Here is a 19,940-nt window from a genome sequence, read left to right on the forward strand (position 1 = left end):
GGTTAGCCTCGGAAACGGAACGTCTCATAGACGTTCCATGTTTCATTTTCGAGTTCATACATGACGGCCATCCGAGTGATCGTCTCTTCGAAATGAACCTGCTCCATACGCATACGTTCGAGGACGTCGAACAGCTCTGCATCGGTCAAATCTTGACCAATCGTGATGTGCGGCAAGAATTCATATTTCGGTGCTTGGCTGAGCACGTCTTCGTGAAGTCGCTGTTGCAGAGCAGACAGTTCACGTGTCGGCAACACTTTTAAATACAAGACATTGTTCGTTGGTGCGAAAGACCGAACGCCATCGACTTTTAACTGAATCGGTTTAGTCGAATCCGCAACTTGTTGCAAGTACTCGAGTACTTTCGGTAAGTCTTCTTCTGATACCTCTGTCCGTTCTTTAATGGTCACGTGAGGTGAAATCAACGCGTATTTTGTGTCATAGCGTTTTCGATAAGAGTTCGCAAAATCTTGCACTTGTTTAGACGGAAATAAGACTACCCCAATCTTCATTCCTCTTCCCCCTTTGATCGTTTAACCTACATGTTAATGATGACCGATTTAATGTGGGAAGTCAAAGCAGGGTTCGTCTTTTTTCAATTTTTCAGTATAATGGTTATATCATATAGAGAGACGATGACTCTCTGAACGAAGGGATGTGAAGCGGGATTTCGATCCTGCGCCTATTATGAAACACGTACCACACTCACGTGACGTCCGAGAAGCGGCTCGTGCTCGTTTGCTCGAACGCGGGGTCACGATTGAATCGATTGCTGAAATCGTATACCAGATGCAGGCACCTTACTCGCCGCATCTTTCTTTAAAAGATTGTATGGATTCTGTCGAGGCGGTTCTTGACAAACGTGAACTACAACATGCGATTCTTGTTGGTTCAGAGCTCGACATGTTGGCTGAAAAAGGCCAATTATCTGAACCGCTTCTGTCGATTATCGCCTCAGACGAAGGTTTATTTGGAGTGGACGAGACGATTGCGATCGGTGCCGTCAACACATATGGTTCGATTGCCGTTACGACTTTCGGATACTTAGACAAGGCAAAAATCGGTATCATCAAACAACTAGACACGAAGATGGATGATGGGCAAGTGCATACGTTCATGGACGATCTCGTCGGTGCCATCGCTGCCAACGCTTCAGGACGATTAGCGCATCGATTGCGAGATATGGTCGATTTCGGAGAAGAAGAGATGCGTGAAAGAAAAGGGTTGTATTGATGAAGTGGACACCGCAAATGGTGGTCATCACCGGGACGGTCGCTTATGTGATCGTGTCGGTGTTTGTCGTTTTAGGGGCGGTCGATCCAATGAACACATTCGTATATGAATGGTTACAACCGCTACCGGATCGAGTGTTTGCCTACGTGACAGAGCTCGGGAGTGCACAGGTCATTGTGGGACTCTCCATATTAGGGTTGTTGTTTTGGTATTGGCGCGGGGACCGTATCGAAGCGTGGCGACTAGCGCTCGTTGGAATTGGGACACTTCTGTTTACACAGGTGCTAAAGCTCGTCTACGGAATCGATCGACCGCTCATTGATGCATCCCTTGATGCAACGACATACAGTTTTCCGAGTGGACACGCCTCAGGGTCGCTGGCCCTATATGGATTGACAGCTTATGTACTGTATCGAAAGAAACAGTCGAAAGTCGTCATCTTCATTCTCTTATGTCTCGTCCTCGCGGTTTCGCTCAGCCGTGTCATCTTGAACGTTCATTACTTCAGTGACGTGCTCGGCGGTTGGCTCTTTGCGTTGACGATGATTGCATTGTCTGAATGGATCATAAGGAGGAAAACGATTTGATCGTCGTGGTAGATGTAGAAAAATGGTTATTCGTTCAAAAAAAAGAAGCGGATGAAGCATCAGTTCCCACAATTTTAGTGGAAAAAGATCGAGATGGGGCGACGTGGTTCACCTCGATGAAAATTTTGTTTCAGTTAAAGAAATGGACGAGCCGACGTCGTTTTGTTCCCCTTTTACTGTGTGATGAGCAGACCTATCGCGCATATGAAGTATTTCATGTCGATGCTGTGCCATCATTGGCTCTCCTCGACGGGGGACGGACGTTACTAGTGGACAATAAACGAGATGAGTCGTTTGATGTTGTGCTACGGGAAAGTGGATTGGATACAGAAAAATCGATTTTATTGTTTGCACTTCAATATATTGAACAGATGACGAATGAACCTGTCGCTTTTGCCGGTGATGAGTCGATTGATGCGACGCGGATCGTCCCGGCAACATTGTTAGACAAGACGGATCGCTTAGAATCAGGACGTCGTCTATTTGAATGGATGCATGATGAAGACTTACGTAAGGAGAATCAACATGACTGATTGGGAAATGACATTTCAACAATTATTGGACGAACAAGTGGATGAAGTGAACGTGCCACGCGAAGATTTTTTATCCGTTCGAACCATTTTGATTGAGAAAGGCTGGCTCTTTCAAGTAGTAGGAGAGGCCAAGCATGGTGGCGTGACGATTTATCGCAGAAACCCGGTCACGGCGAATTCATCATTGGAAGAAACGAAGGAATGAAATGACTTCAGTCAAAACAACAAGGTCTGCCTCCCACATGGAGAGCAGACCTTGTTTTGTTTAAGCGTTTGAAGCGAGTTTGATTTTTTGTCGTTTCATCTTGTGTAGTAACCAAGCATAGAGGACTTCACAAGAGTTGTGAGGAAGGGTCAGCTCCACAAGAGGGTGAGCGTGACCAAATATAGTGAAGCGCGAATGGTCTTCGTCGAGCAGAGAGACTTGAATATCCGTCGCATCCTGTAGTGAAATGCGTTGTTCCCCTGCGTGAGCATCTTTAAGTTTCAGCATTTTTCCATTCGTCGCAAACTTGGTGAACGATGAGACTCCTTGTACTTTCAGTTGTTCCATTTCGTGTATCTATCCATCGCGTGATGAATAGATTTTCACCTCGCTTTCTCTATATTGCCTTCCATTCCTCCAGAAGGTTATTCCTAGTATAACGCCTCGTTCGAAAAAGAAAAGTGTTAATTTAACAAAAAATTAAGACAATTTGTTATCAATTTTTAAGAATAGCGTTCAACCCTGTCCAGTATAGGCATAAGGTTGAAACAATCGGTCTGAAAATAACAAAAAAGAACCTCATTTCCAGAGGTTCACAACTATTCATTACATGTATGACCTTATAATCGTTCAATCTGCCATGTACGACGACGGTACAACAATTGCCCTTTTAAGGCGATGGATTCTTTCTTCGCATCGAAGTCTTCTTCAAGAACAGACATGTCTTCATAACGGCCCGCTACATAGAATGAGATGACGATTTGTCGATTGAACAAACTGCGTTTCGTATGATCGAAATCGATGATCAGACCTTGAGGTGCCAAATCGAGTAATTCATCGATGACGGGAAGTGGAATCGGAACAAAACTGATGTTACGAATGTCACGATCGAGTTTACTTTGCAACATGTTTTGGACGAAATGATTGATTGTCGACCAATCGCGAATATAAAGACTGCTATGTCGATCGTTTGCTTCATTGAAGAACACAATCTCATTATCGAGCGAATCCAAGAACGGCTTCTTGATTCCGCGTTCCATATGACTTAAAAACAAGATTTCTGCAATTTCATGATCGGACAGAGTTTCGAGCGTATTGTAGTCCGGAAAATCGATCGCCGTAAACGTTGTTTGGTTATTCAAATACTTAGACGAGAACGAAGATAGTTCGTGCGCTTCAATATAACGGAAACGCGACCTCGAGGATTGTCTCATCCCTTTGATGTCCGTTCGACAAATAATCATCGGTCTCGTCACGGAAAGCGCTTCTGTTACATCCGCCAACGTCACACCATGCAGTGTGAAGCGTTGGACGTCCCGGTCTTGCTTCAAATAAAAGAGTTGTTTTGACATATGGTATCCCCTCAGTTTGACATACTACGATTATAGTAGCAAAAACACGTGTTTTCTGCCATCTTGAGACGGTACGAGAGGGTTGAGTTCGATACATTTGGGAAAATAGAAGTATAATTGAGGAAACGAATAGGAAAGGCGGGTTCCACATGTGGGGATTAAAACGGAGTTTTCCTGAGCTCGCTACGCCCCGGTTTATCCTGCGAGAGCTAGAACCGCGTGATGCTAGAGCACTTTATACCATTTTATCCACTGAGGAAGTGATGCGATATTATGGGTCGGACCCGTTGCTTGCCGTCTATGAGGCGAAGAACGTGATCGCTTACTTTAAGGATCAATTTCAGCAAGGGAAGGCCATTCGTTGGGCGATATGCGATCGGATGACGAACGAATTGGTCGGAACGATTGGATTTCATAATTGGACGCCCCAATATTATCGCGCCGAAATCGGGTTTGAGGTTTCTCCTCACTATTGGAGACAAGGGGTGGCTTTCGAAGCTGCTTCAGCTGTCATCCAATATGGTTTTGAAGAATTCAAGTTTCATCGAATCTCTGCGTTGGTCGCACCAGGGAATGAAGGGTCGAATCGACTCGTTCAAAAATTGGGATTTATTGAAGAAGGACTTCTACAAGATTATGCATATAGCCATGGCCGATTCATGGATTTGACGATGTATCGGCTACTCAAAACAGAATGGGAAGAAAAGGAGCACTCGATGATATGAAAGCACTCGTATTGCTACATGGGCTGTGTGGTTCTCCAAAGTACTTTGAACAGTTGGAACCGTTATTGAATGCCGAAGTTCACGCGCTCACATTACCTGGTCATGCCGGGACGGACGTGGGACCAGAAACGATGGATCAATTTGCGGACTGGGTCATCGGAGAAATTCGTCTTCGGGGTCTTGTCCGTCCGCTCGTATGTGGGCATTCTTTCGGAGGCTATGTGACGACTAACCTCGTGCGTCGCTATGGAACAGAAATATCGGGATTTGGATTGATTCACTCGACGGCGGCCGCTGATACAGAAGCGGCGCGGGAAAAGCGAAACGGTGCCATCAATCAAGTCATCGAAGAAGGGATCGAGCCGTTTATTGACGGAATGATTCCAAATGTCTTCTCAAGCGATTCCGACCCGGCGCTCATCCAACAAGCGATCGCAATCGGATATGAAATGACGGTCGAGGGAATCGTGAACGCGCAACAGGCAATCCGCGATCGTGAAGACGAAGTGGACACTGTTGAAACGACTGACCTCCCCGGCCTATTCATTTACGGCTCAAAAGACCCGAATATGAATGAGGAGCGGGCGTTTTTAGGTGCGTCACGACATACGAAAGCAATCGTTCCGTTCAGTCATATGGGGATGATGGAAGCCCCTGAAGAAGAAGCGAAAATCGTGAACGAATGGATGCGGGAGGTAGAACATGGAAACCTATAAATTAATCGCTATGTCAGGAAGTCTTCGCAAGAAATCTTTCAATACTGCTCTTTTGCATTCGATCATTGAACTGGCTCAAGAGGATTTCGACATTGAAGTCGTCTCCATCGAACTTCCACTGTTCAATGACGATTTGATTGATCCGGATGAACCGGAAGTTGTGGCCGCATTGAAGCAAGCTGTTCGGGAAGCTGATGGGTTATTGATTGTCACCCCTGAATATAACCATAGCATCCCGGGCGTCCTGAAGAATGCAATCGACTGGCTTTCGCTCGAGCCAGGAACGCCACTTCGGGATAAACCGGTCATGATCGCCGGGGCCTCGCCGGGCATACTTGGAACCGCCAGATGCCAAATCCATCTCCGACAAGTATTTGCCACAAATCGTGCAAATGTTTTACCGGGAAATGAAATTTTCATCACGCATTGTAAAGAAAAGATTGATGATAGAGGGTTGCATGATGAGAAGTCGATTAATCAAATCAACAAAACATTATTGGAATATCGTAAATGGATTGAATTTTGGAAGCGTAACGCAAAAAATTAACTTGAAGTCGCTCATGTTGTTTGATAGAAAGGAATTGTGAAAACAAACACAAGAGGAGCGACACCAAAATGGAAACTTACATCGAACTGTACAATGGCGGCGAATTGGGTGATCGGGCGGTAATGAACGATGGGATGACATTTGGACGGATGACGATTATTGAATTGTTCTATCAATCCAATCATATTTTTGGTTACGTGAAAGAAGATGGTGAAAAACGTTTCTTCCTTGAACCGATTTCAGAGGACGACACGTTTACTGTGGATGGGACGACGTATTCACTCCAACAGTTTATCGCGTTGTTTTAAGTAAATAGATGGTTGATCGAACGCAAGCGACTCGCTTGCGTTTTTTTGTCATTTTCGTCACGATGAAGAGTGAGGTGATGAGGATGAAACTAGTAGCAATCGAACCGACACCAAGTCCGAATAACTTGAAAATCATTGTGGACCCTCCGTTTGAAGGGAGAGGCACAACGTACGACAAAGCGAGTACGGATGCCCCAGCCATCATTCAAGAAATCATCGGGCTTCGAGGCGTCAAATCCGTTTACGCCGTGTCTGATTTTCTCGCTGTCGAGCGACATCCGAAACATGATTGGCATGACGTCATGAATGAGATCCGACGGGCGTTCGGGGAACAAGTTGAGGAAGTCGAATCCACAAAGATGGATACGGACTATGAACCGGTCCATGTATCCGTTCAATTCGTGCTCGATGTACCGATGCAATTAAAACTCGTCAAAGGGGACGAGGAAAAACGAATCGGATTGTCGAAACGATTCGTCGATGCAGCGATGGAAGTTCAAGCACAAGTGAAGAATGTCATTCAAGACCGTCGTTGGGTAGAACAAGCCCCACGTTATGGTGAATTGGATGAAGTCAGTGTCGTCGCACAAGAAGAATTGGAAGCGGCGTATCCTGAAGAGCGCATCGAGCGGATCGTGGCCCGAGCATTTGGTCGTGAAGCGGATTTTGAGGCGAACGCGAACCATCTTCAGTCGGATAATTGGAAAGATCGGATGGCATTCTTGGATGAACTCGAAATCCAACATGAAAACATGCCTTATTTCCGTCGTGCCTTGGAAGATTCCGTGATGGCAATCCGTCGACAGGCGGTCGTCATGATCGGGATGTTTGAAGAGCGACGTGAGGAATATGTCACATATATCGAACAAGCCTTAGTGGACGCTTCTCCTATTGTGCGGCGGACGGCTGGGGATACGGTCTCCGACTGGGCATTACCTCAGTCCCAACCTTCCATGATTGAGGCGTTAAAGGATAAAAACAAACTCGTACGTTGGCGAGCGGCTCGTTTCTTATTCGATTGTGGAGATGAGCGGGCTGTACCTGCCTTGTCGATTGCGGAGGAAGACCGCGAGTTCGAGGTCTCTTTACAAGCGCGACTTGCGAAAGAGCGGATCACGAGCGGCGAGACAGCACTCGGGACAGTATGGCAACAAATTTCGAACCGGTCGAAATGAGATTTCGTTCGACATGTATTGAATCAAATTGATTTACAATTTAAGGTAAAGAGGAGCGTCTGTAGTACGGATTGCTCCTTTTTTTCATGAAATCATATGCACATTTCCCCAATTGACTAACATTTGATGTAAACGTTTCGACAATAGGTAAAATGTCATTGTTGTGCTGTCGAACGATAGGACATATATCTTGGTTTCAGATTGGTACACTAGGTTTATCACAGATGAACAAAGGAGCCATACTTATGATATTGTTTGCAGAAACGCCTGAACTTGTAGCTTATAAGGAAGTAGTAGGAGAAACGATGGTCGTCACGTTTGAGTCGATGCACAGTGAGACGTTCTCTATCACGGCTCAAGTCCGGTCTGATCTCGATATCGCAGATTCATTGTTCATGACCGGTTGGCAACAATACATGGAACAAACTAAAGTTTCGTAAAAAAGGTAAATAATATAAGGAAAATCATTACAAACGTCTGCACATTGTATACACTAGTGCTATAGACGTTTTTTATTTTGTTGAGGAGAGTGGGATTCATGAAGAAAACTTGGTTGCTCGCCGTAGTGACGGCAATCTTATTAGTCGTAGCGGGATGTGGGAAAGAAGAGGCGAAACCGAGTCAAGTAAACAGTGATTCGTCTGAACCACCGGCTCCATTGACGCTCGACACGGAAATGGCATACGATGCTTCGGCAAAAACGTTATCAGCTACGATTTCGATGACAAACCCAAATGAGGAAGCAGTCGATGTAACGTTTAATTCGTCGCAACGTTTTCAGTTAGTTGTCAAAAAAGGGGATCAAACCGTATTTGATTACGGAAGTGATTATATGTTCACAGAATCTGTAATTGAGGAAAAATGGGAAGCGAATGATAAAAAAGTATTCGACGAAGTCTTTCCATTGACATTAGAACCAGGCGAATATTCGGTCGAAGTGATTGGGCTCGGTCAAGTTGACGGAGCACCTGAAATTGCTGTGACAGATGAGACGACGTTCACCGTTGAATCTACTACAACAGAAACTCCGGATGAAGGTACGTCAGAAACACCGGAAGAAACGCCTGCTACAGAGCCGCAGTCGGACGGCGCGTTCCGTGATGTACAAATTGACTTGAATGACACGATGATTCAAGTGAGCGGGTATACGGATGAGGTCGAGTTTGAGTGGTCTGTATCAGACGGACATAATGTTTACGCTCAAGGTGCAGCCGAAGTGACCGGCGGTGGTTTCTCGTTTGGGGTATTGCTCGATGAAGCACCGGCGAAAGATCAACCATTGTTCTTAGAGATGACACCAATCGGTGGAGAGGTCACATCATTTAAAGTTCAATAAAACCATGGCGGAAACTGTTGTTTCCGTCTTTCTTTTTGAGACGCTAGTTGACGGGGTATAAGGATTATCAGACAATAAAGCAAAATGAGAGCATAGTGGGAGGGTAATCCATGCAACAACAGATCATTGAATCAACACATGTCAAACCGACCATCAACCCGAAAGAAGAAATTCGTCAACGTATCGACTTCTTGAAAGCATATGTGAAACGGGCTGGTGCGAAAGGACTCGTCCTAGGGATCTCAGGCGGGCAAGACTCGAGCCTTGCCGGAAAGCTATGTCAACTCGCCATGGAAGAGCTTCGAGAAGAAACGAGTGACGAGTATACATTTTATGCAATTAGATTGCCGTATGGTGAGCAACACGATGAGCATGACGCACAACTTGCGCTTGAGTTCATTCGTCCGGACAAATCGTTCACTGTCAACATCAAGCCTGCTGTTGACGCATCGGTTGAAGCGTTTCACCGTGCAACGGGCCTCGAATTGAGTGACTTCCATAAAGGGAACACGAAGGCACGTGAGCGGATGAAGGCACAATACGACATTGCGGCAACATTCGGTGCCCTTGTGGTCGGAACAGACCATGCTGCGGAATATGTGACAGGATTTTATACAAAACACGGTGACGGAGCTTGTGACCTCACACCGTTGACCGGTTTGAACAAACGTCAAGGAAAAGCACTTCTCCATGAACTTGGAGCGCATGAGCGTGTGATTTATAAGGTGCCGACGGCCGACCTTGAAGATGGTCGCCCTGGACTTCCTGACGAAGTCGCACTCGGTATGACGTATGATCAGCTGGACGACTATTTGGAAGGAAAGACAATCGACCCGACAATCGCCGAGCGAATCGAGACAATTTTCAAACGTTCACGCCACAAGCATCACATGCCTGCCTCGTTGTACGACGAATGGTGGCAATAAAAAAAGGAGGAGCTGTCTCGAGACAGCTTCTCCTTTGTTGTTTCACGCTTTTTTAAGTGGGACGAACTGAATGATCAGGATGCAGGTGAAGGCGATGAAACTGAGGAGTGGGATGGTGACGAATCCAAAATAGTTGACCCAACGAATCAGGCAGTCGTTCGTACAGAAGGCTTCGCCGTTCGGGATCCGTTCTAAAATGACATGATACAGACTGATACACCATCCGGCACCGGCCATAATCCCTACGAACAAGCGGTTGACGTCTCGTGCAGTCAACATGATAGTCAAGTAGTAGATGGCTAGTGGATACATAAAGATGCGTTGGAACCAACACAGCTTACAAGGTAAAAAGAGCATGACCTCTGAAAAATAAAGGCTGCCGAGCGTCGCGACGGTCGCGACGATAAAGGCGAAATGATGACGTTGCATCAGATTTCCTCCTAACAATCAAATTGATGATTAAACATGATATGATACATTGAAACAAATACTTATTCAGTATACAATCTTTCAAACGATAGAGAAACAGGTGACGTGATGCAAGTTTCGGAAGTAGAAGTGTTAATTATTCTTGCGGAAGAATTGAATATGCGTAAAGCAGCCGAGCGATTGTTTGTCTCACAACCAGCGCTCAGTCAACGGCTCGTGACCATCGAACATCAGTGGGGGAAGAAGATTTTCGTTCGCTCCACAAGAGGGCTCGCATTGACGCCAGATGGAGAGAAAATCATCGAGTTCGCCAAAAAGATGTACAGTGAAGAACAAGAACTAAGGGGCGAACTGACGGCCAACCAAGGAGAAGTGTACGGAACGTTGAAAATAGCCGTCGCCTCCATCATGGGACAGTATTGGCTACCCAAGGTATTGAAGACGTTCGTCGAACGCTATCCGTCCGTCCGTGTCAAATTGGTCACCGGATGGTCGAGCGAAATGATGCGTTACATGCTCGAAGAGAATTTCCATATCGGAATCATCCGAGGAAATCCGGATTGGCGAGGGGAACGGATGAAGTTGTTCTCTGATTCCTTGCATTTGGTCGATCTGAAAATGACCGACCTCTCTCAACTAAAAAACAACGAGCGCTCGTTTATTCAATTCAAGAGCGACTCGACGTATTACCAGGAAATATTAGAGTGGTGGCAGGAACGATTTTCGAGCCCGCCTCTGACGACGCTTGTCGTCGACCAAATCGAAACATGCAAACAGATGGCGTTACACGGAATCGGGTTCGCGATTCTTCCGGAATCGACCATCAAAGATGTGAATGAGATGAATAAGATTCCATTGACGTCGTCGGGTGGCGTGCCGCTCGTCCGGGACACATGGATGCTTTCAACAGAATCGATGTTGGAGCTGGCGCAAGTCCAGGCGTTTTGGAAGATCGTCGAAGAAATTACGAAGGAGACTGAGTTATGAATTGGGCAATTGAAGCGAGAAGACAGCTGCATTTAATTCCGGAAGCCGGATATGAAGAGTTCAAAACACAAGCGACACTTGAGCAATTGATTCGATCGCTCGATTCGTCACGTGTTCATATCACGCACTGGCGAACAGGTCTTTTCGTCCGTGTAGATGGTCTCGTCGGTGAGAAGACGATTGGATATCGAGCCGATATGGATGGACTGCCCATCACGGAAGAGACGGGGCTAGAGTTCGCATCGATTCACGAAGGCATGATGCATGCATGCGGACATGATGTGCACATGTCAATCGCACTTGGATTAATTAAACGAGCGGTCGAGGAACCGCTTAACCATCACCTTGTCGTCTTTTTCCAACCGGCCGAAGAGGGACCGGGTGGTGCCGAACCGATGGCGAAATCAGAATTGTTCTATCACTTCCGCCCGGATGCATTGTTCGGCTTACATGTCGCACCTGAATATCCTGTCGGCATGGTCGCGTCACGACCGGGCGTGTTGTTCGCGAGTGCGCGAGAGCTCCATATCACCATTCATGGAAAAGGGGGGCATGGTGCTTTCCCTCACGCGGGAATTGACGCTGTCATCGTTCAGGCCGCTCTCATCATGCAACTGCAAACGATTGTGTCTCGTAACATTGACCCGATGGGAAGTGCGGTCGTCAGTATCGGAAAAGTCGCAGCAGGAACGAAAGAAAATATTATCGCCGATACGGCCAAACTGGATGGGACGGTCCGCGCCTTGTCTGACAAAGAAATGGTCGTGCTGGAAAGCCGGATTCGTCAAATCATCGCCGGAGTCGAGATGACGTATAACGTGCAAATCGACCTTGAATTCGGCAATCGGTATCACGAAGTCGTCAATGACGAACGTTATCTTTATCAATTCGAGGAAGCGGTTGAAGAAGTCGGCTATTCTTATAAAACATGTGTCCCTGCCATGACGGGTGAGGATTTTGGATATATGTTGAAACAGGTCCCCGGATTTATGGTTTGGTTAGGAGTGAACGATATGGGGTCAGGACTCCATCAATCGACACTCAACCCGGATGAACGTTCGATCGAAGTGGCCATCGATCTATTCGACCATTACTTCCGAACTGTCATGATTCAATAACACGAAGCGGTCTCGATTGAGCCCGCTTTTAGTGTGCCCAAAAAGGAGTGAACGAGTGAGAAAAAGGGAAACATTTATTCATGTAAAGCGACGATTTTGTGGCGATTGCTCAAATGTGAACATTTTGCGAACTCGAGCATTGAGACATTACAGCGCAATATAAAATCATTATGATGTAAGTATCGAAGGGTATTCATCTGTGATTGTCGTTTCATACATGGGTTCGAAGCGATAGAGAGAGATAGGAGGTAATCAATAGATGTTTCAAGATCCTGTCCTGATGAGTCGAGCATTGACGGCACTCACATTAGGTTTTCATGTGATTTTTGCCACACTCGGCGTCGGGGTTCCACTTTTAATTTTATTGGCAGAATTTTTAGGAATTCGTAAAAAAGACCCGAAATACACGCTCATGGCTCGACGCTGGTCGCGCGGCTATGTCGTGACGGTAGCGGTTGGGGTTGTGACGGGTACGGCCATCGGTCTGCAGCTTTCACTCCTATGGCCAAACTTGATGCGCGTTGCGGGTCAAACGATTGCGCTCCCGCTTTTCATGGAAACGTTCGCCTTCTTCTTTGAAGCGATTTTCCTTGGTATTTACTTGTACACGTGGGATCGATTTAAAAATCCGTGGCACCACATGCTCCTCGGGATTCCGGTTGCCGTCGGTGCACTGTTCTCAGGGTTCTTTATCACAACGGTAAACAGTTTTATGAACCAGCCTGTAGGGTTTGATATTGTCGATGGTCGATTGGCAAATGTCAGCCCGCTCGAAGCGATGTTCAGTCCGGCCATGCCGACGAAAATGGCACACGTGTTGACTTCGGCTATTTTAACATCCGCGTTCATTCTAGCTGCGATCGCAGCCGTTCAGTTGTTACGTCAACGCCGAAATCAACTCGACAAGATGTCAATCGAGTATCATAAGAAAGGTCTTCGTCTGACGATGACGGTCGCTTTGATCTTTGCGATCGCGACAGCGCTTGTCGGTGACTTCTCAGGTAAATATTTGGCTCAGTATCAACCAGATAAATTAGCAGCTGCAGAATGGCATTTCGAAACCTCCTCCGAGGCCGAATTGATTTTGGGCGGATGGTTAGAAGATGATGGGCAAGGTGGCTATGAAGTTCGAGGCGCCTTGAAGATTCCTTACGCCCTCTCTATTCTTGCAGGTGGTGTCCCGAACTATGAAGTGACGGGTCTCAATGAATTTGCGAAAGAAGATCAACCGCCGCTCTTCGTTCACTATCTATTTGATGCGATGGTCGGAATTGGGATGCTTCTCGCGCTCATCTCCTTCCTGTTCGTACTCGGACGATATATTAAACGTTTGAACCAGTTCAGCAAGCCGATGCTCTTTGCGATTGCAGCCGGTGGACCTCTTGCCATGGCGGCGATTGAGTTTGGTTGGTTCTTCGCTGAGTTTGGTCGTCAACCTTGGGCGTTATATGAGTTGATGCGTACGAGTGAGGCAGCTACGACATCAGCGAACGTCGGTTGGATGCTTGTCGCTTTCGCGATCCTCTACGCGGTACTCGGAACAGTGACTGTGGTTGTCCTATCACGCCTGTTCAAAGAGAATCCGGTAGGAAAAGAACTAAAACAATCCGAGCATCGTGGTGAAGCGATGTTTGCGGATGAAGTGTGATCGGAGGATATGACATGCAAATTCAAGAATTAGGGATTGCCGTCTTATGGACGTTTCTATACGGCTACCTCATCGTCGCATCGATTGACTTCGGTGCAGGCTTCTTCGCTTTCTATAGCCGCTATACGAAACGTGATCACTTAGTGAACCGTCTCGTCAAACGGTATTTGTCACCGACATGGGAAGTCACGAACGTATTCTTCGTGTTCTTCTTTGTCGGGATTGTCGGATTCTTTCCGGACACTGCTTATTACTATGGTACGGCCTTGCTCGTTCCAGCGTCTGTCGTGTTAATCTTGCTTGCGATTCGTGGTAGTTTTTATGCGTTCGCCAACTATGGGTCAAAGGAAAGCACGCTCTATATGTTCCTCTATGGGGCGACGGGATTACTCATCCCAGCTTCGATGTCGACGGTCTTAACTGTCAGCCAAGGCGGTTTCATCACGGAGACAGAGAACGGGGTCTTCTTTGACGGAGCGAAGTTGTTCACCAACTTCTACTCGTGGACGGTCGTCATCTTGGCGATTGTCTCCGTCCTCTATATTAGCGCCATGTTCCTCTTGTTCTATGCGGACAAGGCACGTGACCAAAATGCCGTCGAACTCGTTCGGAAATGGGCTCTATTTTGGAGCGTCCCGACAATTATCGCATCGGGTCTCGTCTTCTTTGGGTTGAAGTCACAAGCTGCGTGGCACTACGAAAGCATCCTAGGAGGGAACTGGTGGTGGTTTGCGATGAGCTTCTTGTTCTTCGTCATCGCCGTCTCCTTCGTGTATATGAAACGAAATTACGGGATTGCCTTCTTGATGGTCATGGGTCAGTTCTTCATGGCATGGTTCGGCTACGGATACTCTCACTTGCCATACATCCTGTATCCGTATATCGACATTAATGGAAGTGTCGTCAACGAGTCGATGGCGGTGGCACTTGTCATCGTATTCATCTTAGGGTTGCTCCTACTCGTTCCGGCGCTCTATCTCTTGCTCCGTTTGTTCTTGTTCGACAACGACTACGTACGAGGAAAACGCTCGAGTGGAAAAGCATAATGGCAAGAACGGGATTTCCTTTATTTGAAGGGAATCCCGTTTTGTTTTTTATATAGAGTTTTGAAGTGGAATCAGTTACACTGAACGAAGAATCAAGAAGAGAACATGTGTAGGAAAGGGATGTAGCATCATGACAGGTGAATTTGCAGTCATCGGGTTAGGACGATTTGGAGGGTCGATCGTCCGAGAATTGTCTTCAAATGGATATGACGTCCTCGCCATCGATTCAGATGAGGAACGTGTCAATGAGTTTATGGGATTGGCAACCCATGCCGTGATTGCCGATACAACAGATGAGAATGTGTTAAAGAGTTTAGGGATTCGTAACTTTGAACATGTGATCGTCGCCATCGGGGAGAATATTCAAGCTTCCATTTTGACGACGTTGATTTTAAAGGAACTCGGTGTCCAAATCATCACGGTCAAGGCGACGAACGATTACCATGAAAAAGTACTCCGTCGAATCGGGGCGGATAACATCGTCCACCCTGAGCGAGATATGGGCGTTCGAATTGCCAATGGGTTGATGAGCCAGAGTATCCTCGACTACCTCGAATTATCGAATGAACATTCGATTGTCGAAATTAAAGCATCGGACAAGTTATCGAACAAATCCCTCATCGATTTGGACTTGCGAGCGAAGTACGGGGTGAACATCGTCGCGATTCGTCGCGATGACGATGTCCTGATTTCTCCTCAAGCGGATGAGATGATTTTATCGGAAGATATTTTGATCATCATCGGGAAGGATACCGATTTGGATCGACTAGAGCGCACACTTCGTTCGAGATAAAAGAAAAGACCTTTGGAGCGATGCCGCGATCGTTGAATCGATTGATCCAACTCGACGGTTTGACTCCAAGGGTCTTTTTTAGATGAGCTTCATCGCCTTTAGGCCGTACTCGATTCCATCTTCAAGGATGGATTTCGTGACGAAATCCGCCACGTCTTTCGCTTCGGTGCGACCATTGCCCATGGCGATTCCTGTCCCTACATACTGAAGCATGGCCAAGTCGTTCAATGCATCTCCGAAAGCATACGTATTCTCCAGACGGTAGCCGTTGGTCTCAATAAAGTGACGGATGCCGTCTGCTTTACTGGCTCCCTTATTGATCACGTCCATCGCATGAGGATGCCAACGGATAAAATCGAACTCACGATAAGCATTGATATAACGATGCTCGTCTTCAGGCGTGCAGTACAGTAACGTCTGATACACATCCTCTTCTGCGTGGAAGTTCGGTTCGAATGAAGGGATCGGCATGTCGAGTTCGCCGAGCGATTGTTCAACGATGGCGTCGTTCGGTTTTGAAGCACCACCACGGTCCTGTCCCAAATAGACGAGAGTATGGTCATTTGAAGAAGCGTGCGTCGTCAAGCGACCGAGTGCATCTTTCGAGAGCGTGTTACGATAGACGATTTCACCTTTGTGCACGACAATCTGACCGTTGTAACAAACGAGACTATCAATCCCGACACGTTCTGGGATGTCGGATAGCATGGCCGGTCCTCGTCCCGTCGCGATGAACGTCTCGACGCCGTTTGCCTGAAGTGCTTGAATCGCTGAAATCGTGGAAGGCGGGATATAACTACCTTCATGTAAAAGCGTGCCGTCAATGTCGAAGAAAACAACCTTTTGATCTTCCATTTGATTCACCATTCTTTCTCTTTATCTAAAAAATATGTTTTCTGAACCCACTAAAAGGATAACACGAAATAGGGAAACTACCACGAATATCACATCGTTAGTGAAATATTGTCATGATATGAGCTATAATGAAAAAAGAATCTTACGGGCATATTCGAGAATCACTTATGTTTCACATAGATGTATTAATAATTGAAGTAAGGAGAGATTAAATGAAGTTTGTTAAGAACCACCAAACAGCCGTGTTCGCATTGGGCGGACTCGGAGAAATCGGGAAGAACACATATGTTGTTCAATTCCAAGATGAAATCATCGTCATCGATGCGGGAATCATGTTCCCAGAGGATGACTTGCTTGGAATCGACTATGTGATTCCTGATTACTCGTACTTGATTAAAAACAAGGACAAAGTAAAAGGGGTATTCATCACTCACGGTCACGAAGACCATATCGGGGGAATTCCATTCTTATTGAAGCAAGTACAATTGCCGATTTATGCGACGAAACTCGCGCTCGGATTGATCAAAGTTAAACTTGAGGAGCATGGGTTGCTTCGTGAGGCGGAGCTCCATGAGATTGATGAGGATTCACTCATCAAGTTCCGTAAGACGAGCATCTCGTTCTTCCGCACGACGCACTCGATTCCGAACTCACTCGGTGTCGTCGTCAAGACGCCACAAGGGAACATCGTCCATACGGGTGACTTCAAGTTCGACTTCACTCCGGTAGGCGAGCCGGCAGACCTTGCCAAGATGGCGGAAATCGGAAAAGAAGGCGTACTTTGTCTCTTGTCCGATTCAACAAATGCAGAAGTGGAAGGCTTCACGATGAGTGAGAGCGTGGTCGGTGGGACGATTAGTGAGACGTTCCGGAAAGCGGACGGTCGAATCATCTTTGCGACGTTCGCATCGAACATCTATCGCTTGCAACAAGTGGTCGATGCGTGTGCCGAGACAGGTCGTCATCTCATGATTTTCGGTCGTTCGATGGAGAAAGTCATGACGATCGGACAAGAACTCGGTTTCATCAACGTGCCAAAGGGTATGATTATTGAGGCGAATCAGATGCGTCACTACGACCCGAATGAAATCGCGATTCTTTGTACCGGATCGCAAGGGGAACCGATGGCAGCGCTCAGCCGTATTGCAAATGGGACGCACCGTCAAGTGTCGATCATTCCTGGGGATACGGTCATCTTCTCTTCTTCTCCAATCCCAGGTAACGCCATCTCGGTCGGGAAGACGATTGACCAGTTGTATAAAGCGGGAGCGGATGTTGTCTACGGTAAGTTGACGAACATTCATACGTCAGGTCACGGTTCGCAACAAGAACAGTTGTTGATGATTCGTCTTCTGAATCCGAAATTCTTCATGCCGATTCACGGCGAGTACCGTATGTTGAAAAAGCATGCTGAGCTTGCTGAATCGGTTGGAATCCCGAAAGAGAACAGTTTCGTTATGGATAATGGCGAAGTGCTTGCTGTCGACTCGGAGTCGGCTGCGGTCACTGGTAAAATTTCTGCGAACGCTGTGTATATTGATGGGAATGGAATTGGTGATATTGGGAATATCGTATTAAGGGATCGCCGCATTCTGTCTGAAGATGGACTTGTTGTTGTCGTCATCAGCATCGATGGCAAGACGCGCAAACTCGTCTCAGGACCAGATATCATCTCACGTGGATTCGTCTACATGCGTGAATCAGGTAGTCTGATTCGTGATGGCGAACGATTGTTGAAGAAAACCGTCGAACAAGGATTGTCCAATAAGCAGATGAAGTGGTCGGAGATGAAGCAACTCGTCTCAGACACCCTCACACCTTACTTGGCACAAAAGACGCGGAGACACCCAATGGTCCTGCCGATTATTATGGAAGTATGATTTGACGGGCTGTAGGAGACTACAGCTCGTTTTTTTCACCGCAAAAGAGGAGGGGGAGCTTATGGCGAAGAAAAAGGGGAAGAAAGGGTGGCTGAAATGGGGAGCCGCAATCATTGCGGTCATTTTTCTCATCACGCTCGTTTATCATCAAGTCAAACCATTACCGGAAGGCGTGTCGAGACAATCTGAACCGTACCTCATCACAGATGACCAAATCGATTTTCTTCATGATTTGACCTATCAAGGGGAAGATACAGAGATTGTCGAACAGGAGATATTTAGTGAAGTTGAACGAGCGATACGTGAGGCAAAAGAATATATCGTCATGGACTTTTTCTTATTCAATCCTTATTCGAATGAAGACCGACAATATCCGGACATTACATCGCGCCTATCTTCAGCATTGCTTGAGCAAATGAAACGATATCCGGACTTGAAAGTCGTCTTCATCACGGATGACATCAATACCAGCTATAACGGTCATGTTTCTGACCACTTCGATGTACTGGAGGAGGCAGGGGTAGAAGTCGTGTACACAAATCTCGATGCTCTTCGTGACCCGAATATTTTATACTCCACGTTTTACCGGATGGCGATTCAGTGGTTCGGCAATAGTCAAGACGGATGGCTACCGAACCCGATGGCCTCTTCGGCACCGGACATTACGGTACGTGCATATTTAAGGTTGCTCAATATCAAAGCGAACCATCGAAAAGTGATGGTCACCGAGAATGAAGGCTTTGTACTTTCCGCTAATCCACATGATGCCAGCGGATATCACTCGAATGTCGGTGTCCATTTAAAAGGACCGATTTTAAAAGAAATCGTTGAAGGTGAGCAAGCGGTCGCGACGTTCTCTAAAGGGGATGCACGGCGCTTCCCAGATGATGAAGCGTTGTCGAAGATTGAAAATGCGCCGAGCGAGGCACCGATGGAGATTCGTTATGTCACGGAAGGGAAGATTCAAGAGTCGGTGCTCGATGCAATGAATGGGGCGGACGATGGGGACACCATCTGGATCGGAATGTTCTATTTGGCAGATCGGAATATTATCCAAGCAATCGAGGATGCCGCCGGGCGCGGGGTGAAGGTGAACTTGATCCTCGATCCGAACACGAATGCCTTCGGTCGATCGAAATCAGGGTTACCGAACTTACCGGTGACGGCAGAACTGAACACCGTCAACCCGGAGCAAATCGAGATTCGCTGGTATGATGTCGCCAAGGAACAATATCATCCAAAAATCCTGTATGTGGATGGTGAAGAAAAGACCGTTGTCTTAGGATCGGGGAACTATACGACCCGGAACATGAACGATTACAACCTAGAGGCAGACGTCGAAGTGACAGGAGAAGTGGATACAGCCTTCTTTGATGAAGTGGACGAGTATTTTAATCGTCTATGGAACAATGAGAATGGCACGTATACGGTAGCGTATGATGAGATTCAAACCGATCTCCCAATCGGAAAGTATATGATGTATTGGCTCCAAAAAGTCACATGGACGATGACGTATTAAAAAAACAGCTATCCTCAAAATT

General features: G+C 46.7%; 24 protein-coding genes. 19 read left to right on the top strand and 5 right to left on the bottom strand.

The window, feature by feature from the left end; all coding sequences use genetic code 11:
• Positions 1-2: 2 nt before the first annotated feature.
• Positions 3-512 (bottom strand): YjcG family protein, encoded by a 510-nt coding sequence (locus KNO73_RS01735; protein ID WP_074035055.1) that lies wholly within the window; start codon positions 510-512, stop codon positions 3-5.
• A gap of 175 nt (positions 513-687) precedes the next feature.
• On the opposite strand from KNO73_RS01735, the gene KNO73_RS01740 reads away from it, so the two are divergent.
• Genes KNO73_RS01740 through KNO73_RS01755 form a run of 4 tightly spaced genes read left to right on the top strand, consistent with a single transcriptional unit; the run spans position 688 to position 2,558 of the window.
• Positions 688-1,233, top strand: a complete 546-nt coding sequence (locus KNO73_RS01740; RefSeq protein ID WP_015881233.1) for a phosphatidylglycerophosphatase A family protein — start codon at positions 688-690, stop codon at positions 1,231-1,233.
• Entirely contained in the window at positions 1,233-1,820 is a 588-nt protein-coding gene (locus KNO73_RS01745) for a phosphatase PAP2 family protein (RefSeq protein WP_215111980.1), read from the top strand. The genes KNO73_RS01740 and KNO73_RS01745 overlap by 1 nt, the downstream gene beginning before the upstream one ends.
• Positions 1,817-2,353 (top strand): hypothetical protein, encoded by a 537-nt coding sequence (locus KNO73_RS01750; protein ID WP_015881235.1) that lies wholly within the window; start codon positions 1,817-1,819, stop codon positions 2,351-2,353. The genes KNO73_RS01745 and KNO73_RS01750 overlap by 4 nt, the downstream gene beginning before the upstream one ends.
• A complete protein-coding gene (locus KNO73_RS01755) occupies positions 2,346-2,558 on the top strand; it encodes a hypothetical protein (protein WP_214687874.1) in 213 nt (70 codons plus the stop codon). Before KNO73_RS01750 ends, KNO73_RS01755 begins: the two co-directional genes overlap by 8 nt.
• A 60-nt stretch (positions 2,559-2,618) precedes the next feature.
• On the opposite strand, the gene KNO73_RS01760 is transcribed toward KNO73_RS01755, so the two are convergent.
• Both KNO73_RS01760 and KNO73_RS01765 read right to left on the bottom strand, forming a co-directional pair.
• A complete protein-coding gene (locus KNO73_RS01760; protein ID WP_015881237.1) occupies positions 2,619-2,906 on the bottom strand; it encodes a hypothetical protein in 288 nt (95 codons plus the stop codon).
• Positions 2,907-3,178: 272 nt separating this feature from the next.
• Positions 3,179-3,910: a hypothetical protein gene (locus tag KNO73_RS01765; RefSeq protein ID WP_078146615.1), complete on the bottom strand. Its 732-nt coding sequence runs from the start codon at positions 3,908-3,910 to the stop codon at positions 3,179-3,181.
• A 149-nt stretch (positions 3,911-4,059) separates the two neighbouring features.
• On the opposite strand from KNO73_RS01765, the gene KNO73_RS01770 reads away from it, so the two are divergent.
• The 8 genes from KNO73_RS01770 (at position 4,060) to nadE (ending at position 9,643) form a co-directional block, all read left to right on the top strand.
• Complete coding sequence (locus KNO73_RS01770) at positions 4,060-4,635, top strand: GNAT family N-acetyltransferase (protein WP_015881239.1); 576 nt, start codon at positions 4,060-4,062, stop codon at positions 4,633-4,635.
• Positions 4,632-5,351 carry an alpha/beta fold hydrolase gene (locus tag KNO73_RS01775; protein ID WP_214757154.1) on the top strand — a complete coding sequence of 240 codons (720 nt, stop codon included), beginning with the start codon at positions 4,632-4,634 and terminating at the stop codon, positions 5,349-5,351. The genes KNO73_RS01770 and KNO73_RS01775 overlap by 4 nt, the downstream gene beginning before the upstream one ends.
• On the top strand, positions 5,338-5,898 hold the full coding sequence (locus KNO73_RS01780) for an NADPH-dependent FMN reductase (protein WP_214812140.1): 561 nt from the start codon (positions 5,338-5,340) through the stop codon (positions 5,896-5,898). The genes KNO73_RS01775 and KNO73_RS01780 overlap by 14 nt, the downstream gene beginning before the upstream one ends.
• Before the next feature lie 68 nt (positions 5,899-5,966).
• Positions 5,967-6,206, top strand: coding sequence for a hypothetical protein (locus KNO73_RS01785; protein WP_078146618.1), 240 nt, complete (start codon positions 5,967-5,969; stop codon positions 6,204-6,206).
• Positions 6,207-6,289: 83 nt separating this feature from the next.
• Positions 6,290-7,381, top strand: coding sequence for a virulence factor (locus KNO73_RS01790; RefSeq protein WP_015881243.1), 1,092 nt, complete (start codon positions 6,290-6,292; stop codon positions 7,379-7,381).
• A gap of 245 nt (positions 7,382-7,626) precedes the next feature.
• Entirely contained in the window at positions 7,627-7,821 is a 195-nt protein-coding gene (locus KNO73_RS01795; RefSeq protein ID WP_015881244.1) for a hypothetical protein, read from the top strand.
• Between the two features lie 98 nt (positions 7,822-7,919).
• On the top strand, positions 7,920-8,717 hold the full coding sequence (locus tag KNO73_RS01800; RefSeq protein ID WP_215111981.1) for a BsuPI-related putative proteinase inhibitor: 798 nt from the start codon (positions 7,920-7,922) through the stop codon (positions 8,715-8,717).
• 110 nt (positions 8,718-8,827) lie between these two features.
• Positions 8,828-9,643 (top strand): ammonia-dependent NAD(+) synthetase, encoded by an 816-nt coding sequence (nadE, locus tag KNO73_RS01805; protein WP_078146621.1) that lies wholly within the window; start codon positions 8,828-8,830, stop codon positions 9,641-9,643.
• 42 nt (positions 9,644-9,685) lie between these two features.
• On the opposite strand, the gene KNO73_RS01810 is transcribed toward nadE, so the two are convergent.
• A complete protein-coding gene (locus KNO73_RS01810) occupies positions 9,686-10,072 on the bottom strand; it encodes a disulfide bond formation protein B (protein ID WP_078146622.1) in 387 nt (128 codons plus the stop codon).
• Positions 10,073-10,180: 108 nt separating this feature from the next.
• Here KNO73_RS01810 and KNO73_RS01815 point away from each other — a divergent pair, with 108 nt between their 5' ends.
• The 5 genes from KNO73_RS01815 to KNO73_RS01835 all read left to right on the top strand — a co-directional run bounded on the left by KNO73_RS01815 (position 10,181) and on the right by KNO73_RS01835 (position 15,664).
• Positions 10,181-11,059 (top strand): transcriptional regulator CcpC, encoded by an 879-nt coding sequence (locus tag KNO73_RS01815; RefSeq protein ID WP_031421506.1) that lies wholly within the window; start codon positions 10,181-10,183, stop codon positions 11,057-11,059.
• Positions 11,056-12,177, top strand: coding sequence for an N-acetyldiaminopimelate deacetylase (locus KNO73_RS01820; protein ID WP_078146623.1), 1,122 nt, complete (start codon positions 11,056-11,058; stop codon positions 12,175-12,177). Before KNO73_RS01815 ends, KNO73_RS01820 begins: the two co-directional genes overlap by 4 nt.
• Positions 12,178-12,436: 259 nt before the next feature.
• Positions 12,437-13,825: a cytochrome ubiquinol oxidase subunit I gene (locus KNO73_RS01825; protein ID WP_074037383.1), complete on the top strand. Its 1,389-nt coding sequence runs from the start codon at positions 12,437-12,439 to the stop codon at positions 13,823-13,825.
• A 14-nt stretch (positions 13,826-13,839) separates the two neighbouring features.
• Positions 13,840-14,871 carry a cytochrome d ubiquinol oxidase subunit II gene (locus tag KNO73_RS01830; protein ID WP_015881251.1) on the top strand — a complete coding sequence of 344 codons (1,032 nt, stop codon included), beginning with the start codon at positions 13,840-13,842 and terminating at the stop codon, positions 14,869-14,871.
• A gap of 130 nt (positions 14,872-15,001) precedes the next feature.
• Positions 15,002-15,664, top strand: a complete 663-nt coding sequence (locus tag KNO73_RS01835) for a potassium channel family protein (protein ID WP_015881252.1) — start codon at positions 15,002-15,004, stop codon at positions 15,662-15,664.
• 78 nt (positions 15,665-15,742) lie between these two features.
• Here KNO73_RS01835 and KNO73_RS01840 read toward each other — a convergent pair whose 3' ends face one another.
• Positions 15,743-16,531, bottom strand: coding sequence for a Cof-type HAD-IIB family hydrolase (locus tag KNO73_RS01840; RefSeq protein WP_205728289.1), 789 nt, complete (start codon positions 16,529-16,531; stop codon positions 15,743-15,745).
• A 200-nt stretch (positions 16,532-16,731) separates the two neighbouring features.
• Between KNO73_RS01840 and rnjA the strand changes: the two genes are divergently transcribed.
• Both rnjA and KNO73_RS01850 read left to right on the top strand, forming a co-directional pair.
• The gene (gene rnjA, locus KNO73_RS01845) at positions 16,732-18,399 is read left to right on the top strand and encodes a ribonuclease J1 (protein WP_015881254.1); all 1,668 of its coding nucleotides are present in this window, start codon (positions 16,732-16,734) and stop codon (positions 18,397-18,399) included.
• Positions 18,400-18,460: 61 nt separating this feature from the next.
• Complete coding sequence (locus KNO73_RS01850; RefSeq protein WP_214684558.1) at positions 18,461-19,918, top strand: phospholipase D family protein; 1,458 nt, start codon at positions 18,461-18,463, stop codon at positions 19,916-19,918.
• Positions 19,919-19,940: the final 22 nt, after the last annotated feature.

It is taken from the genome of Exiguobacterium sp. s83 (assembly GCF_018617095.1).
GTDB classification, from domain to species: domain Bacteria; phylum Bacillota; class Bacilli; order Exiguobacteriales; family Exiguobacteriaceae; genus Exiguobacterium; species Exiguobacterium profundum.

Coding starts and splice junctions, on each gene's coding strand:
- KNO73_RS01735 (WP_074035055.1), bottom strand. CDS start 512: ATGAAGATTGGGGTAGTCTTATTTCCGTCTAAACAAGTGCAAGATTTT.
- KNO73_RS01740 (WP_015881233.1), top strand. CDS start 688: ATGAAACACGTACCACACTCACGTGACGTCCGAGAAGCGGCTCGTGCT.
- KNO73_RS01745 (WP_215111980.1), top strand. CDS start 1,233: ATGAAGTGGACACCGCAAATGGTGGTCATCACCGGGACGGTCGCTTAT.
- KNO73_RS01755 (WP_214687874.1), top strand. CDS start 2,346: ATGACTGATTGGGAAATGACATTTCAACAATTATTGGACGAACAAGTG.
- KNO73_RS01760 (WP_015881237.1), bottom strand. CDS start 2,906: ATGGAACAACTGAAAGTACAAGGAGTCTCATCGTTCACCAAGTTTGCG.
- KNO73_RS01765 (WP_078146615.1), bottom strand. CDS start 3,910: ATGTCAAAACAACTCTTTTATTTGAAGCAAGACCGGGACGTCCAACGC.
- KNO73_RS01770 (WP_015881239.1), top strand. CDS start 4,060: ATGTGGGGATTAAAACGGAGTTTTCCTGAGCTCGCTACGCCCCGGTTT.
- KNO73_RS01775 (WP_214757154.1), top strand. CDS start 4,632: ATGAAAGCACTCGTATTGCTACATGGGCTGTGTGGTTCTCCAAAGTAC.
- KNO73_RS01780 (WP_214812140.1), top strand. CDS start 5,338: ATGGAAACCTATAAATTAATCGCTATGTCAGGAAGTCTTCGCAAGAAA.
- KNO73_RS01785 (WP_078146618.1), top strand. CDS start 5,967: ATGGAAACTTACATCGAACTGTACAATGGCGGCGAATTGGGTGATCGG.
- KNO73_RS01790 (WP_015881243.1), top strand. CDS start 6,290: ATGAAACTAGTAGCAATCGAACCGACACCAAGTCCGAATAACTTGAAA.
- KNO73_RS01795 (WP_015881244.1), top strand. CDS start 7,627: ATGATATTGTTTGCAGAAACGCCTGAACTTGTAGCTTATAAGGAAGTA.
- KNO73_RS01800 (WP_215111981.1), top strand. CDS start 7,920: ATGAAGAAAACTTGGTTGCTCGCCGTAGTGACGGCAATCTTATTAGTC.
- nadE (WP_078146621.1), top strand. CDS start 8,828: ATGCAACAACAGATCATTGAATCAACACATGTCAAACCGACCATCAAC.
- KNO73_RS01810 (WP_078146622.1), bottom strand. CDS start 10,072: ATGCAACGTCATCATTTCGCCTTTATCGTCGCGACCGTCGCGACGCTC.
- KNO73_RS01815 (WP_031421506.1), top strand. CDS start 10,181: ATGCAAGTTTCGGAAGTAGAAGTGTTAATTATTCTTGCGGAAGAATTG.
- KNO73_RS01820 (WP_078146623.1), top strand. CDS start 11,056: ATGAATTGGGCAATTGAAGCGAGAAGACAGCTGCATTTAATTCCGGAA.
- KNO73_RS01825 (WP_074037383.1), top strand. CDS start 12,437: ATGTTTCAAGATCCTGTCCTGATGAGTCGAGCATTGACGGCACTCACA.
- KNO73_RS01830 (WP_015881251.1), top strand. CDS start 13,840: ATGCAAATTCAAGAATTAGGGATTGCCGTCTTATGGACGTTTCTATAC.
- KNO73_RS01835 (WP_015881252.1), top strand. CDS start 15,002: ATGACAGGTGAATTTGCAGTCATCGGGTTAGGACGATTTGGAGGGTCG.
- KNO73_RS01840 (WP_205728289.1), bottom strand. CDS start 16,531: ATGGTGAATCAAATGGAAGATCAAAAGGTTGTTTTCTTCGACATTGAC.
- rnjA (WP_015881254.1), top strand. CDS start 16,732: ATGAAGTTTGTTAAGAACCACCAAACAGCCGTGTTCGCATTGGGCGGA.
- KNO73_RS01850 (WP_214684558.1), top strand. CDS start 18,461: ATGGCGAAGAAAAAGGGGAAGAAAGGGTGGCTGAAATGGGGAGCCGCA.